Origin of the sequence: Paenarthrobacter sp. FR1 (genome assembly GCF_051106045.1) — a bacterium.
In the GTDB taxonomy this organism is placed as follows: domain Bacteria; phylum Actinomycetota; class Actinomycetes; order Actinomycetales; family Micrococcaceae; genus Arthrobacter; species Arthrobacter nitroguajacolicus_A.
The window spans coordinates 64,374-79,047 of sequence record NZ_JBPFSF010000012.1; the positions used below are offsets into that span (position 1 = coordinate 64,374).

A 14,674-nucleotide genomic window follows, 5' to 3' on the forward strand; every position below is an offset into this window, starting at 1 on the left:
CCTCAAACCAATACCGAACCGACGCGCAAACAAAGAACACCAGCAGGGGGAATCATGGCAAAAGCGAGCAGCACCGGAGTACGTCCCACCATCCGAATGGTGGCCGAACTGGCCGGCGTCTCCACCGCCACTGTTTCCTACGTGTTGTCGGGGCGGCGGGGCGATGGCGGACCGGGCGTTTCGGATCCGACGGCGGAGAAGGTGAAGGCAGCTGCGGAGCGGCTTGGCTACCGCCCCAACCAGGCGGCGCGTGCCATCAGGACGGGACGCACCAACACAGTGATCCTCTCGCTAACCATGCTGTCCGATCCGTGGTCCCTGTCCGTCATCGAGGCTGTGCAAAGGGCGGCGGTCCCGCTGGGGATCACACCGATGATCCTCGGCGACGCCGACTGGGTGAAAGTGCTCGGCACACACAACGCAGATGCCGTGTTCGTCGATGCCGTCCGGCCTGAGCAGCGGGACGCGCTGCGTAAGTTGGCCGAACATGGAACCACGCTGGTGGTCTTTGATGAGGAGGTGGAAGCGGAGGGCTTCGATGTCATCCGTTCCATCGCCGGGCCGGGCTGCCGCATGGCCGTGGAGCACCTGCTCCACGGCCACCGGCAGGTCGCTTGCCTGACGCCGGCAACAGCTGCAGGCACCTCCGGTGGGACTCGTTACCGGGCTTACTCCGACGCCTTGGCCAACGCCGGCATTCCGGAGCGGGACGATTACGTGGGGCTGTTCGACGGCACCAGCGCCGGGGCCTACGCGGCTGCCACCCGGCTGCTCAGCATGCAGGACCGGCCCACCGCCATATATGCCACCACGGATTACGCCGCGGTCAGTGCCATCAACGCCGCTCAACGGCTGGGGCTTGCTGTTGGCACCGACGTGGACATCATCGGTGTGGGCAACACCGTGGAAGGTGAGCGGATGTCACCTTCCCTCAGCACCGTGGGTCCCGTGGACTTCTTCGACAAGCTCTCCCGGTTGCTCCTGCGGCGGGCAACCGCCCAGTCCACCCCGGACTCGGCAACCGGCCCCACCGTCCTCGACTTCCCGTGGCACTTGTTCGTGCGCGAATCGGCGCCCCACCGCAGCGCCGCAACCAGACTTTACTAAGAATCAGCAGAAGGAAATTGCACATCATGGAAAAGGATTTGAAGGTCGGCATCGTGGGATTCGGCCTGCGGTCGGGTTTGTGGAGACACGCCCACAAGCCGGGCCAGGGCTCGGAGGTCGCGATCGTCTGTGACCTGAGTGAACGCGGCCGGGCCGACGCCGCCGAACGTATCCCATCGGCCCGGATTACGGACAATATCGAGGAACTGCTCGCCAGCGGCCTCGACGCCGTACTGGTCCTGACCCCCGACAACCAGCACGCCGCCGTCGCGGTCCAGACGCTCAAGGCGGGGATCCCCACCTTCTGCGAAAAGCCGCTCGACATCACGGTGGAAGCTGCAGATCTGATCCTGAAGACCGCCTACGAAACCGGCACGCGCTTGTACGTGGGCCACAACATGCGTCACATGCCGGTGGTGGTGCAGATGCGCCAACTCATCGAGGAAGGCCGGATCGGTGAGGTCAAGGCGGTCTGGTGCCGCCACTTCGTGGGCCACGGCGGTGACTACTACTTCAAGGACTGGCACGCGCAGCGCGCCAATGTCACCTCCCTGCTCCTCCAAAAAGGTGCGCACGACATCGACGTGATCCACTGGCTCGCCGGTGGTTACACCAAGCGGGTTGCCGCCGTCGGCGATCTTGCGGTCTACGGTGACGTCGCCAACCGCGCTGATAACACGGGCAAGCGCATGGGGGACTGGTTCTCGCTGGACAATTGGCCGCCAACCGAGCAGAAGGACCTGGCCGAGGTAATCGACGTTGAGGACATCTCCATGATGAACATGGTCCTGGACAACGGTGTACTGGCCTCCTATCAGCAGTGCCACTTCACGCCGGACTACTGGCGGAATTACACCGTCATCGGCACCAGGGGCCGGATCGAGAACCTGGGCGACGGCCCCGGGGAGACCATCAATGTGTGGACCAGCCGGACGTCGGGATATGCCGCGCCGGACGAGGTCATCACCATCCAGGACGGCGAAGGCGGCCACGGCGGTGCCGACCCGCGCCTGATCGAGGAATTCCTCCGCTTCGCGTCGGAGGGCGGCCCAACGCAGACCAGTCCCATAGCTGCACGGCAGGCAGTGGTGGCAGGCATCCTCGCGGCTGAATCGCTGCGCGGCGACGGCTCAGCGCGAGAGGTCCCGGAGCTTCCGGCCGAGCTGGTGGCCTACTTCGACGCCGGCCAGCCCGCCTTGGTTCGCGACTGACCTAGTGGGGTGAGGAAAGCCCGGTCATGACGGTGTGAAGTGACTCGCACACCGTCATGACCGATTTTCGTTTCAGCGTTTCCGGGCGGGCCAGGATGTCGATCTTGCGCACGGAGTTCACTCCTGACAGCGGACGCAGCACCACGCCCGCGTCCAGCACCCTGCGCGCCGTGAAGCGCGGGAGGAGGCCGATCGCGCCGCCCGCCGAGACGAGTGCGGCAACCGTTGAGTAGTCGTTGATCCGGTGCAGCACTTCCGCCGGTCGCCCGCTCACAGCCACGACGGCGGCCAGGACGTCCGCGGGGGAGTAGCCGTCACGGCTGGTCACCCAGGGTTCATCCACGACGTCGGACGGCTCCAGTTCGCGGCGGGCTGCGAGCGGGTGATCCGCCGGCAAGGCGATGTCCAGCGGCTCGTCGGCCAGCGGAATCACCGCAACCTTGTCTTCCGGCCATTGTGGGCTATTGTCCATGCGGTGCGCCAGCACCAGGTCGTACCGAGCCGCCAACCCCGGGAAATCCTCCTGGGCCACATCCTCGTCGGACAGGCGCAGGCGAGGCGACCTCCCGCCGTCGGACGCCAGCAACGCTGCCAGCGGCGCGAACAGCGCCTGCCCGGCACTGTGGAAGGCGCTCACGCTGACCGGCGCGTCGGGAGCATCGTGATACGCGCCGATCGCTGCCCGAGCATCTGCCATGGCATTCACGACGGCGGCGCCCGCCTCGGCCAGCACGCGGCCCGCGTCGGTCAGCACCAAGGAACGGCCCTCCTTGCGCGTCAGGGGCACATCCACGGACTTCTGCAGCAGGGCGAGCTGTTGCGAAACGGCCGACGGCGTCACCATCAAGGTCTCGGCGACCGCCTTGACGCTGCCCAGGTCACCGAGTTCCCGGAGCATCTGCAGCTGATGAATTTCCATTAGCAAATCCTAAATCGTTGATTGAGAAGAATCTAGTTGTGCTAAATCGTTGCCGGGGCTTCAATGGACTCAGCAGCAGTGAAGCAGCCCCAGCAGTGAGGAATCCCATGAAGGCTCTCTACAAATCCGGACCGCACGCAGGGTTCGAACTCGTTGACCGTCCCGAGCCCGAAGCCGGCGCCAGCGACGTCAAGATCCGTGTGATGACCACAGGCATTTGCGGTACCGATCTCCACATCCAGAGCTGGGACGCCTGGGCGCAAAGCATCATCGAAACGCCTTTGATCGCAGGCCACGAGTTCTACGGTGAAGTGGTGGAAATCGGCGAGGACGTCCGAGACGTCAAAGTGGGGGACCGCGTCTCCGGCGAGGGCCACGTGGTGTGCGGGATCTGCCGCAACTGCCGGGCCGGACGCCGCCAGATGTGCATCCACACTGTCTCTGTTGGCGTGCAGCGCGATGGCGCGTTCGCCGAATACGTCGTGATCCCGGAGACGAACGTCTGGGTCCACCACGATGAATCGGTCACCCCTGAGCTCGGCGCCATCTTCGACCCCTTTGGCAACGCCGTCCACACCGCCCTGAGCTTCCCGCTGGTCGGCGAAGACGTTCTCATCACAGGAGCTGGCCCCATCGGGCTGATGGCCATCGCTGTGGCCCGACACGCCGGTGCACGCAAAATCGCCATCACCGACGTCTCCGCGCCCCGGCTGGAACTCGCCCGCCGGATGGGCGTGGACCTCGCCGTCGACGTTTCCAAGATGCGCGTCCGCGAGGCACAGCAGGAACTCGGGATGCGCGAAGGCTTTGATATCGGTCTTGAAATGTCGGGACACCCCACGGCACTGCCTGAGATGATCGACAACATGAACCACGGTGGACGCATCGCCATGCTCGGCCTTCCCAGCCAGTCCATCGACATCGATTGGGGCAAGGTAGTCACCCACATGCTCACGCTCAAGGGCATCTACGGCCGCGAGATGTTCGAGACCTGGTACGCCATGAGCGCCATGCTGTCCTCCAACCCCGTGCTCCACCGCAGCATTTCCGCCGTCGTGACCGACAAGCTGTCCGCAGCTGACTGGGAAAAGGGCTTCGAGATTGCCCGCAACGGCACCGGCGGCAAAGTGGTCCTGGACTGGACCGAACTGTAACTGGACACCCGAAAACTTTAGGAGCACCCATGTACTCAGCCATCAAAGACCAACTGCAGGGCGAACTGGACGAGATCCGCACCGCCGGCCTCTTCAAGACCGAACGCCACATCGATTCCCCGCAGGCAAGCCACATCGCCGCAGGACAACTCGGCCAGCCGGCCAACAAGGTCCTGAACTTCTGCGCCAACAACTACCTTGGCCTGGCCGACCACCCGGACATCATCGCCGCCGCCAAGTCCGCCATGGACGAGCGCGGCTTCGGCATGGCCTCTGTGCGCTTCATCTGCGGCACGCAGGATCTCCACCTGGAGCTCGAAGCCCGCGTCTCGAAGTTCCTCGGCACGGAGGACACCATCCTGTTCTCCAGCTGCTTCGACGCCAACGGCGGTGTCTTCGAGTCCCTGTTCGGCCCCGAGGACGCCATCATCTCGGACTCGCTGAACCATGCGTCCATCATCGACGGCATCCGCCTGAGCAAGGCCAAGCGGTTCCGCTACGCCAACCAGGACATGGCAGACCTTGAAGCCAAGCTCGTTGAAGCCCAGGGTTCACGCCGCAAGATCATCGTCACCGATGGCGTGTTCTCCATGGACGGCTACCTTGCACCGCTTGAGGCCATCTGCGACCTCGCCGAGAAGCACGACGCCTTGGTCATGGTGGACGACTCCCACGCCGTTGGTTTCATGGGGCCCACCGGTGCCGGCACGCCCGAGCACGCCGGTGTCTCCGAGCGTGTCGACATCTACACGGGAACCTTCGGCAAGGCCCTCGGCGGGGCTTCGGGCGGATACGTTTCCGGCCGCGGCGAAATCGTCGCCATGCTGCGCCAAAAAGCCCGCCCGTACCTGTTCTCCAACTCCCTCGCCCCGGCCATCGTTGCGGCCACCATCAAGGCGATCGAGCTGGTTCAGGAGTCGGGCGAACTCCGCACGCGTCTCTTCGAGAACGCTGCGCTGTTCCGCCGCCGCATGAGCGAGGAAGGCTTTGAACTCCTCGATGGCGAACACGCCATCATCCCTGTCATGTTCGGCGACGCCGTGGTGGCCGCCAAGGTGGCCGACGAAATGCTCAACAACGGCGTCTTCGTAACCGCGTTCAGCTTCCCCGTAGTGCCGAAGGGCGTGGCCCGGATCCGCGTGCAGCTTTCCGCCGCGCACAGCGCTGACGACGTCGAAGCGTGCGTTCAGGCGTTCGTCAAGAGTCGCGCCGCCGTCGCCTGACGCTCTCTCACTTCCCGCGGGTTTCCGGCCGATGCTCTCTCACTTCCCGCGGGTTTCCGGCCGATGCTCTCTCACTTTCTTCACGAAAGCGAGAGCATCGGCCTATAGGTACCGAACGTACCTTTCCGGGGAGTCCAGGAATGATCGCCAGTTGGTGATCAGATCCAGTTCGGCCCATTGCCTGGGACGTAGGCCCCACTCTCCGACTTCAAGTATTTGGGCGCCCGGAAGTGCGGCAAGAAGTGGCGAGTGAGTGGACATGATGACTTGGGACTTGCCTCCAACCAGCAACTCCTTGAGGACAGACAGCAGGCTGAGGCAGCCGTTGAAGGACAAGGCCGATTCCGGCTCATCCAAGACCCATAGCCCGGGTCCACGGAACCGGTCGACGGCGAGTTCAAGGAACGATTCGCCATGTGACATGTCGTGGAAGGGCAGGTCGCCGTACCTGCTGGGGTTCTTCTCCAAATAGGTGAAGAAGCCATGCATCGTCTCGGCGCGGAGGAAGTAGCCTCGCCGGCTGCTGCCCGCGTTGCGGATCAGTTGCAGATGGCTGCCCAATTCGGATTCAGTGGACCTTGTGGTGTGCCGGGCCCCTGTTGATCCGCCCTCAGGAGACAAACCGTAGGCCAAGGCGATGGCTTCAACCACTGTGGACTTACCCGGAGCCGTTTTCGCCCACGAGGATGGTTGCAGGCGTCAGATCCAGGCCGTGTTCCAGGAGTTGCGTGACGGGGGGAAGGTTGGCCGGCCATTGGGTACGGTCCAGCGCGTTGGTGGGACCTTCTGCCACTCGTCGGATCGGATGGTTGAGGTGCATGCCGTCATTGTTGCAGCCCCGGCCGACGTTGACCCTGCCCGGACCAGCACACCTCGCGACGGTGGGATGTGAGAGAGGGAGTGGGTTTAAGGGATGGGATGTGAGAGAGGGAGTGGGTTTAAGGGGTGGGATGTGAGAGAGGGTGTGGGTTTGGGGGGCGGGGTGGAAGCCTGTCCACGTTCGGCCGGCTTCTGACAGGATGGAGCCATGGCTTCGAATTATGACGTGGTAATCGTTGGCGGCGGTATCGGCGGATTGTCGTTAGCGGCGGCACTGGCGGGCAAGTGCAGCGTCGCGCTCGTTGAGGCCGAGCAGTCCCTGGCTTTCCATACTTCCTCCCGCTCGGCGCGGCAGTTGATCCCCAGCTACGGTCCGGACGTGGTCCAGGAACTGACTGTTCGGACACTGGAAATGCTGGCGGAAAGGGACGCCGACGCAGCTGAGCCAATCCTGACCCCCCGCGGCTTCATGCTGGTGGGGGACGAAGAGACCGTGCATGCCGAGGCCAGCGGCACCATGCATCCCATTACCCATGACGAAGCCATGCGTCTCTGCCCGGCCCTCAACCCAGGATCCTTTACGTCAGCAGGGCTGGATAACGGCTCCTTCGGCTGCAACGCCCCTTTGCTCCTCGAGGAACACCGGCAGACTGCGGAAGCTGCGGGAGTGGACATCATCACCGGCGCCAAGGTGCACTCGGCCCAGCGGCTGGGGAGTGGCTGGCAGGTGGGCGCCGGCACGGAAGGTTTCCAGTCCGGCGTCGTGGTTAATGCGGCCGGTGCGTGGGCCGATGAGCTGGCCGTTATCAGCGGCGTTGAAAAGCTGGGCCTGCAACCGTACCGTCGGACAGCGGCAATCGTGAACGTGGAGAACCCGCTGACGCCGGAAACACCCATGGTATGTGCCGCTGACTATTCGTTTTACTTCCGCCCCGAGGGCAACCAGGTTTTGATCTCGCCGTCGGAAACTGTTCCGAGTGGAGCGGAGGATGCCAAGCCCTACCCGGGGGATGTAGAGAAGCTGATCCGCAACCTCAATGAGGTGACAACCATGGGCATCCGTTCTGTTGACCGCGCCTGGACTGGATTGAGAACCGAAGCTGCTGACGGCATCCCCGTGGTGGGCTTCGACGCCGAAGCGCCGGGCTTCTTTTGGCTGGCCGGTCAAGGTGGCTATGGATTCCAGACGTCATCAGCCATCGCGGAACTGGCCGCGTCGCTGATCCTCGGCCACGTCACGGCGGACAGTCCGGAATCCCGGACAGCGGAGCAGCTCGCAGCCGTGCGCTGGTCCATCCGGCGCTGAACAATAGGGTCATGAGCGCAACCAATCCAACCACCACCCTCATCACCAATATCGGCGAGCTGATGACCCAGGACCTGGAACACCGGGTCCTCAAGGACGCGGCGATCGTGGTCGAAGGAGAGCGCATCGCATGGATGGGGTCCAGTAAGGACGCCCCCGCGGCTGACGAAAAGATCGACGCCGAAGGCCGCGCCGTCCTGCCCGGTTGGGTTGATTCGCACTCGCACCTGGTGTTTGCCGGTGACCGCACCGCGGAGTTCGAAGCCCGCATGGCCGGCGAAAGTTACAGTGCCGGCGGCATCGCAGTCACCACGGGAGCGACGCGCAGCGTCAGCGATGCCGAGCTCACCCGCCTGGTGCGGGACCGAGTGGCCGAGGCAGTCTCCCAGGGCACCACCTACCTGGAGAGCAAGACCGGCTATGGGCTGGACGTTGAGAACGAAGCGCGCAGTGCCCGCATCGCTGCGGCCGAAGTGGATGAGGTCACCTACCTCGGCGCGCACTTGGTACCCGCCGGTTCGGACCCCGAGGAATACACGGACCTGGTGTGCGGGGACATGCTCGACGCCGTCCTGCCGCACGTCCGCTGGGCCGATGTCTTCTGCGAACGCGGCGCATTCACCGAGGACCAGTCCCGCCGCGTCCTCACCGCGGCCCGCAGCGCCGGCCTCGGGCTGCGTGTGCACGGCAACCAGCTGGGTGTTGGACCGGGCGTGGCACTGGCCGTGGAGTTCGCCGCTGCGAGTGTGGACCACGTGAACTACCTTTCGGACAAGGACATCGCGGCGCTCGCGGAAACCTGGGCCGGTTGGGATCCTGCCACAGGCCAGGGAGCACGGGGCACGGTTGCCACCTGCCTTCCGGCTTGCGATCTCTCCACCCGCCAGCCTTTGGCGCCTGGGCGTGAATTGATCGACGCCGGCGTGCAGATCGCGCTGGCGGCCAACTGCAACCCTGGAACGTCGTACACCACGTCCATGGCTTTCTGCGTCACCACAGCGGTTCTCCAGATGCACTTGAGCGTCCACGAGGCCGTCCGCGCGGCGACGTACGGCGGCGCCTTGGCGTTGGGCCGGGAGTCCGGGAACGACGTCGACGGCGATCGCGCGGTGGGTTCGCTCGTCGTCGGCCATCGGGCTGACCTGCACATGTTGAAGGCCCCGTCGGCAACGCATCTGGCATACCGTCCCGGGATCCCGCTGACGCACTCGGTGTGGCGGGCGGGCATACGGGCGGTCTAGGGCGACGCGGCACGAACAACAGAGAAGGGCGGTGTTCCGGTGGGAACACCGCCCTTCTTTACTGAGGTGTGGAGTCTTTACTGAGGTGTGGAGTCTTTACTGGGGCGTGGAGCGACTATGCGCAGCTGAACTTCGCGTCTGCCCAATCACCCCAGTCGTCGCCGGCATCATCGCCGTTCTTGTCGGCGATCAGCTCGACGTTCCGGACTCCGGTGATGTCCACGTTCAGGGGCAGTGCTGCTGAGTCGGCGCTGAGGACGGGGGTGCGGAGAAGTTCCCGCCCGTCGCCCTTCACGATGAACACCACTGATCCGTGCAGGCCCTTGTTCAGCTTGGCGTCGTCCACTCCCACCACGGCGGTGAAGGCGTTGCACTTGGCTTCCGTGGAGATGCTGATCTTCGAGTCGGCGTGGACGCCGACGCCCTTGGGGTAGACGACGCCGTCGAGCCGCAGTGCGGGCCCGTCGCCGGCGTTCTGCTCACCGTTGGCCCGGTCCCGTTCCGCCGGTCCCCAGCCGTTGGTGCTGCCGATCCAGGGCAGGTCGGAGGCAAAAACGGTGCCTTGCAGGACGGGTGCCGGCGGTTCCTGGGACGTGGAGGAGCAGGTGAACTTGGCGTCGGCCCAGTCCGCGTGGTCGTTGCCATTGGAGTCGCCGGCATCGTTGGCTGTCAGCTCCACGTACTGGGCGCCGGTGACGTCCACGGTGAGCGGCAGGGGAGCGCTGGACGCGCCCAACACCGGGGTGGTGACCTTGGTGGTCCCATCAGCCACTACGGAGAACTTCACGCTGCCCCGCGTCGGCTGGGCGTCATCGATGCCTACCGTTGCGGTAAAGGCAGTGCAGTAGCCGCCGAGGTAGTAGCGGACAGTGCCGTTGGCGTGGGCTCCGAGTCCCTTCGCGTAGACGGTGCCGTTCAGGGTGAGCGGCGTCCCGTCGCCGGCTCCGGTCCCGCCGTTGGACTGGTCCTTCTCCACCGGCCCCCAGCCGTTGGTGGCGCTGACCCAGGGGTGGTCGCTGGCGAACACTGTGGCCTGCGGCGGTTTGGGCAGTGTCCGGACCGTGGTGGTGGTGCTGATGGTCCGCCCGCCTGCAGGTTCTGTTGTGGTGGTGTAGCTGGCCTTGGCAGTGATGGGGTAGTCGCCGTCAGCCGATGCCGGGGCGGTGATTTTCCATGTGGTGGTGAGGTTGCCGCCAGCAGGGAGGGTTGCGGCAGTCGCAGGCGTCGAAGGGGTTGCCGTCCAGCCCTCAGGCAGCTCAAGCGCCACGGACAGTTCGGCGACAGCAGCCGGTTCGTCAGAGACAAACGTGGTGACGAAGTCCTGGGCTTTGCCCTGCTGGACTACATCGCCTTGAAGTTCGGCCGAAAGCTGTGCGCAGGCCGGGACGGCGTCCGAAGCGCCGAGGTCCTCCACCAGGAAGTTGTCCAGCGTGAAGTCCGAACCGTTGGAGCTGCCCGTGCGCTGCAGCCCTACGAAGTAGTCCCCGCAGAAGCCGGTATCCAGGATCTGTTCGAACCGGGTGGTGGAGGTTTTCGCGTCGATTGGTTGGCTGCCCGTGACTGCGGGCCCTGCCTGCGAGTCGTAGCCGGACACCCAGGCGTACTGCCCTGCCTTGGAATTCTGGTAGTCGAAGGACACCTTGTACTTGTGGCCGGCCTGGAACGGAATGCTCGCCTCGGTGGTGCGGTACACCATGCCCGGTCCGCCATTGGGAGCGCGGTTCTCGTCGTGGGCGATCAATGACCAGGTGCCGTCCAGTACTTCGTCGATCACATTGGTGTGCCAGCCCTTCTGCGTGAAGGGTTCATTGCGTTCGGTGATGTGGGTGCGCGGGTCCGTGGAGCCGCCGGCGTCGCCCTTCACAAAGAGTCCCCAACCCTGGTCCACGTTTTCGAAATCTTCGCTGAGCACGCCGGTGGTGGCCACCTTGGTGGTCTTCACCGCCCGGAAGTCATCGACGCGCACTGTGGCGTCGCCGTCGGCGGCTTTGACGGAAACAGTGGCCTTCGTGTTGTTCCGCGGCACATCCACCAGCACCCGTACACGCTGGAACGAGGTACCGTGCTTCTCGTCGCCAGCGACGAAGTTTTCGGCATTGGATGAGTCGATGGTGACGCTTTCGGATGTGCCGTTGATGTCGACGGAGAGCGTGGTGGGACGGGCCTTGCCGGGCTGGATTTCAATCCATGCGCTGACGGATTGGGTTCCGGCATCCAGCTTGACTTCCTGGCTGATGGACGACGGCGTTGCCCCCAGCTCCGCGAAGCGGCGGCCTTTGTCGTCGCGCACCTGGGTGACGTTGCCCGTGGGGTTCCAGGGGGAGAGGTCGGCGCCGTTGAAGCCGGGATCGTTGAAGGCGGTGCCTTCGCCGAACTCGGCCTTCTTGGGAAGATCGGCCTTGTTGTTCCTGGGAGCAAGGACGTACGGCTGTTTGGAGTCGGCGGTGACGGTGACCTGTCCGTTGACCACGGGGACATCCGCCACCTTCACGCGTCCGTTGTCAGTCAGTTTGAACAGTTCAAGCGAGGTGGACTTGGCGAACTCCTTGGTGAGCGTCCAGGTGCTGGCACCCCCGGCCGGGTTGTAGTGGTAGAGCTTGTCGGTCTTGCCATTCTCCTTGGAGGACCACGGGAGGAGGTAGGTGCCACCTTGGAGGACGGATGCCCCGCCCACGGTGATGTTGCGTTCATCGGCGGTGTTTCCGGTGACGGCCACACCATCAGCGAGGTCGATCCGCTCGGCCGTCCACTTGGTGATGGGGTGGTGCTGCAGGAACTTCGCCGGGAGGTTGGCTGTCCAGACGTTCTCACTGAAGGCGTTGAAGTCGTTCTGACCGGTCCAGCCTTCGAACTCCACAATGTGGCTCACGCCGAGCTTGGGGTCCGGGTTCCACACGTCTGATTGGGTGTTGTTGATGAAGCGCAGGATCTGCGAGTTGACGCCCTTGTTGGTGGAGCCACCGTATTTTTCATCGTTGGCCCAGTGCGACCACGTGTTGTTCCGGGACAGGTGGTCAGCCCACTCGGAGCCAACCCGGAAGCCGTTCTTGACCAGTTCCTGCTGGAGGCGCTCGGCCAGCCATCCGAATTCGTAGTAGACGTCCACGTATACGAAGTCCAGGTTCTTGTCCGTAGCCTCGCGCAGTTCCTTGATGCGCTGAGCGAGCTTGCCGGAGTTGATGTCCTGGCGTTGGTTCATGTAGTAGGACTGGTCCAGCCAGTTCCACCCCAGGCCCTTGTCGGCCCGCAGGAGGTCTTCGCTGAAGGACTTGGCCTCCGGGTAGATCTCAGTGGCGTTGATGTGGACGCCGAAGCTGGCATTCCAGTCCTTGCCTTCCTTGACCAGCGTGTTGAGGTCTTCCAGGCCGCCTGCGCGGGTGTTGAAGTTGTTGCCGTAGTCCGTGTTGGCGGAGTCGTGGCCTTCGCTGGTGTAGCCCTTGAGCATGGCCACCTGGCCCAGCCCGTCCGTTGCCAAGGAGATGCGCTTGACGTCATCCAGGGTCCGCAGGAAGGGGTGGGTTGCCTGGGAGGCAAAGTTGAACGGGATGTGGGTGATCACGTTATCGGGGGTTTGTTCACCCTTGTGGGGGCTGACCTGGATGGTCCTCATGGCGATGGCGGCGTCCTGCCAGTCCACACCGCCGTCGGCGTTGGCGTCAGGGGTGATGGCGACGCGTGTCCAGGGTAGTTCTTCGGTGGTGGCAGAGCCTTCAGCACGGTAGAGCCATTGGCCGCTGGCGAGACCCATGGAGACGCCACCTGCACCGTCACTGACCGCCTGCCGCCAGAAGCGGCCCCGGTCCTTGGCTCCGGGCCCGGAGGAAGTGTCGTAAAGGGCGTTGGACTCGACGGCGGCGCCCAGGGCAGCGGTGTTGGCCAGTGCGTAGGCCGAACTCTTGGCGGCGGCGTCCAAGGGAGTCGACGCGGTGATCGGCGTGAATTCGTCTCCCGTCACGCCGCGATCCACGGATAGGTTGGCCGTGGACACCTGTGCCCCGGGCTGGTTGGAGCCCACGGTGACCAGGTTCAGCCGGGGGAGTTGCAGGGTCTTCACGAGGTGGTCCGCGGAGTCCTTGATCTCCGTGACGTTGAAGGAGACCACGTTTTTCTTCACCGAGAGCCGCGCCTTGATCACGGTGTTGCCAAAGTCGGGCACGGTGAGGACGTAATCCCTTGCGTCCTTTCCGGAGGCGGTGGACGTTCCGGTGACCGCGTATTCCAGTCCGTTCAGGGTGATGGTGTTCAACCGCACTGCGGTGCCATCGAGGCGGGCCTTGGTGGCGGTGTCGGTGTAGCCAAGGACTTGGGGGAAGGTGGTGGCAACATCCACGCGGAGGTCGCCGGAGGTGAGGGTGGCAGTATCTGCGGCGCTGACGATGTCTGCCGGTTGGGTAGCCGGGGCTGCAGTTGCGGGCTGAAGGGACAGCAGTCCCAGCGAGGAGGAGGCGACGACACAGGCCAAACTCAATGAGGCGAGGCGTCTGGGGGATGACAAGCCGGGCATAATGCTCCTTCTTGATTTTTCCGAGCTAGTTACAGTCATGTTCTTGCGGACTCGTCTAAGACTGCTCTATGGGACAGAAGTTGACAAGAGTTAACAGGCAGTTAACTTAACTGCACATCTCGGCACACGCTTTCCGCCCTATGGCCGCTGTAATTGTCGCGGGTCCTTAATGACGCTGAATGATCCTTGTTAGATCGAAAATGATCGTTTAGTGTTTCTATAGATCAGAAAACGTCATTAAGATGAGCGGGAGCGGAACACACGATGAGCGAGAACACACTGGGCGCCTTCATGGAGGAAGAGCTGGTTTCCCAGCCCGACGTCTGGCAGCGGGCCGTCGAGCAGGCACGTACGGAGCGTTTGCTTCCCGCGGACGGCAAGCGCATCGCCGTCATTGGCTGTGGCACCTCCTGGTTCATGGCCCAGAGCTACGCCGCCGCACGTGAATCCGCCGGGAAGGGCGTGACGGATGCGTTCGCCGCTTCCGAGGCTTTCCTGAACAGCAACAGCGCCGACCGCCAGTACGACGCCGTTGTGGCCATTACGCGTTCGGGCACCACCACTGAGGTGCTGGAGATTCTGGCTGAGTTGAAGGGCATCGTCCCCACCGTCGCGATCATTGGCGACACCACCTCGCCGATCATTGAACTGGCAGATGCGGTGGTCGGCCTCCAGTACGCCGATGAGCGTTCGGTGGTGCAGACCCGTTTCGCCACCACGGCATTGGTGTACATGCTCACGAGCCTTGGTATCGATGTGCAGCAGGCCATCGCGGATGCACGCGATGCCGTCACCGCTCCCGTTTCCCAGGAACTCCTGGACGCTGAGCAGTTCACTTTCCTGGGCACCGGTTGGACTGTTGGCCTGGCCCACGAAGCCGGGTTGAAAATGCGCGAAGCGGTCCAGGGCTGGACGGAGTCCTACCCCGCCATGGAGTACCGCCACGGCCCCATTTCCATCGCTGCCCCGGGCCGTGTCACATGGTTGTTCGGGACCCAGCCCGAGGGTTTGGACAACGACATGGCCGTCACCGGCGCCCTCTACATTCACACGGACAAGCACCCGCTGGCTGAACTGGCACGCGTCCACAAGGTAACGCTGGAACGTGCTCGTGTCCGTGGACTGAATCCGGACCTGCCTCGCAACCTGACGCGCTCCGTCATTCTCGACGCTTCCGCCTAGGCACCCGT

9 protein-coding genes and 1 pseudogene are annotated in these 14,674 nt (G+C 64.0%); 7 read left to right on the top strand and 3 right to left on the bottom strand.

Features of this window, described 5'->3' with window-relative positions; genetic code table 11:
• Positions 1-54 precede the first annotated feature (54 nt).
• Positions 55-1,107 carry a LacI family DNA-binding transcriptional regulator gene (locus ACR30Z_RS19640; RefSeq protein ID WP_144652077.1) on the top strand — a complete coding sequence of 351 codons (1,053 nt, stop codon included), beginning with the start codon at positions 55-57 and terminating at the stop codon, positions 1,105-1,107.
• A gap of 26 nt (positions 1,108-1,133) precedes the next feature.
• Positions 1,134-2,318, top strand: coding sequence for a Gfo/Idh/MocA family protein (locus ACR30Z_RS19645; protein ID WP_434374349.1), 1,185 nt, complete (start codon positions 1,134-1,136; stop codon positions 2,316-2,318).
• A 1-nt stretch (position 2,319) separates the two neighbouring features.
• Here the strand turns inward: ACR30Z_RS19645 and ACR30Z_RS19650 are convergent, their stop codons facing one another.
• A complete protein-coding gene (locus ACR30Z_RS19650) occupies positions 2,320-3,237 on the bottom strand; it encodes a LysR family transcriptional regulator (protein ID WP_144652079.1) in 918 nt (305 codons plus the stop codon).
• Between the two features lie 107 nt (positions 3,238-3,344).
• Here ACR30Z_RS19650 and tdh point away from each other — a divergent pair, with 107 nt between their 5' ends.
• Complete coding sequence (tdh, locus tag ACR30Z_RS19655; protein ID WP_434374350.1) at positions 3,345-4,391, top strand: L-threonine 3-dehydrogenase; 1,047 nt, start codon at positions 3,345-3,347, stop codon at positions 4,389-4,391.
• 29 nt (positions 4,392-4,420) lie between these two features.
• On the top strand, positions 4,421-5,614 hold the full coding sequence (locus ACR30Z_RS19660) for a glycine C-acetyltransferase (RefSeq protein ID WP_144652081.1): 1,194 nt from the start codon (positions 4,421-4,423) through the stop codon (positions 5,612-5,614).
• Positions 5,615-5,716: 102 nt separating this feature from the next.
• On the opposite strand, the pseudogene ACR30Z_RS19665 reads toward ACR30Z_RS19660, so the two are convergent.
• A pseudogene (locus tag ACR30Z_RS19665) lies at positions 5,717-6,434 on the bottom strand (AAA family ATPase).
• Between the two features lie 207 nt (positions 6,435-6,641).
• Here ACR30Z_RS19665 and ACR30Z_RS19670 point away from each other — a divergent pair.
• Together ACR30Z_RS19670 and hutI are read left to right on the top strand one after the other, a co-directional pair.
• Positions 6,642-7,739 (top strand): NAD(P)/FAD-dependent oxidoreductase, encoded by a 1,098-nt coding sequence (locus ACR30Z_RS19670; RefSeq protein ID WP_434374351.1) that lies wholly within the window; start codon positions 6,642-6,644, stop codon positions 7,737-7,739.
• An 11-nt stretch (positions 7,740-7,750) separates the two neighbouring features.
• The gene (hutI, locus tag ACR30Z_RS19675) at positions 7,751-8,980 is read left to right on the top strand and encodes an imidazolonepropionase (protein WP_434374352.1); all 1,230 of its coding nucleotides are present in this window, start codon (positions 7,751-7,753) and stop codon (positions 8,978-8,980) included.
• Between the two features lie 115 nt (positions 8,981-9,095).
• Here hutI and ACR30Z_RS19680 read toward each other — a convergent pair whose 3' ends face one another.
• Positions 9,096-13,484 carry an endo-alpha-N-acetylgalactosaminidase family protein gene (locus tag ACR30Z_RS19680; RefSeq protein ID WP_434374353.1) on the bottom strand — a complete coding sequence of 1,463 codons (4,389 nt, stop codon included), beginning with the start codon at positions 13,482-13,484 and terminating at the stop codon, positions 9,096-9,098.
• Between the two features lie 264 nt (positions 13,485-13,748).
• On the opposite strand from ACR30Z_RS19680, the gene ACR30Z_RS19685 reads away from it, so the two are divergent.
• On the top strand, positions 13,749-14,666 hold the full coding sequence (locus ACR30Z_RS19685; protein ID WP_434374354.1) for an SIS domain-containing protein: 918 nt from the start codon (positions 13,749-13,751) through the stop codon (positions 14,664-14,666).
• The last annotated feature ends 8 nt before the right edge of the window (positions 14,667-14,674 follow it).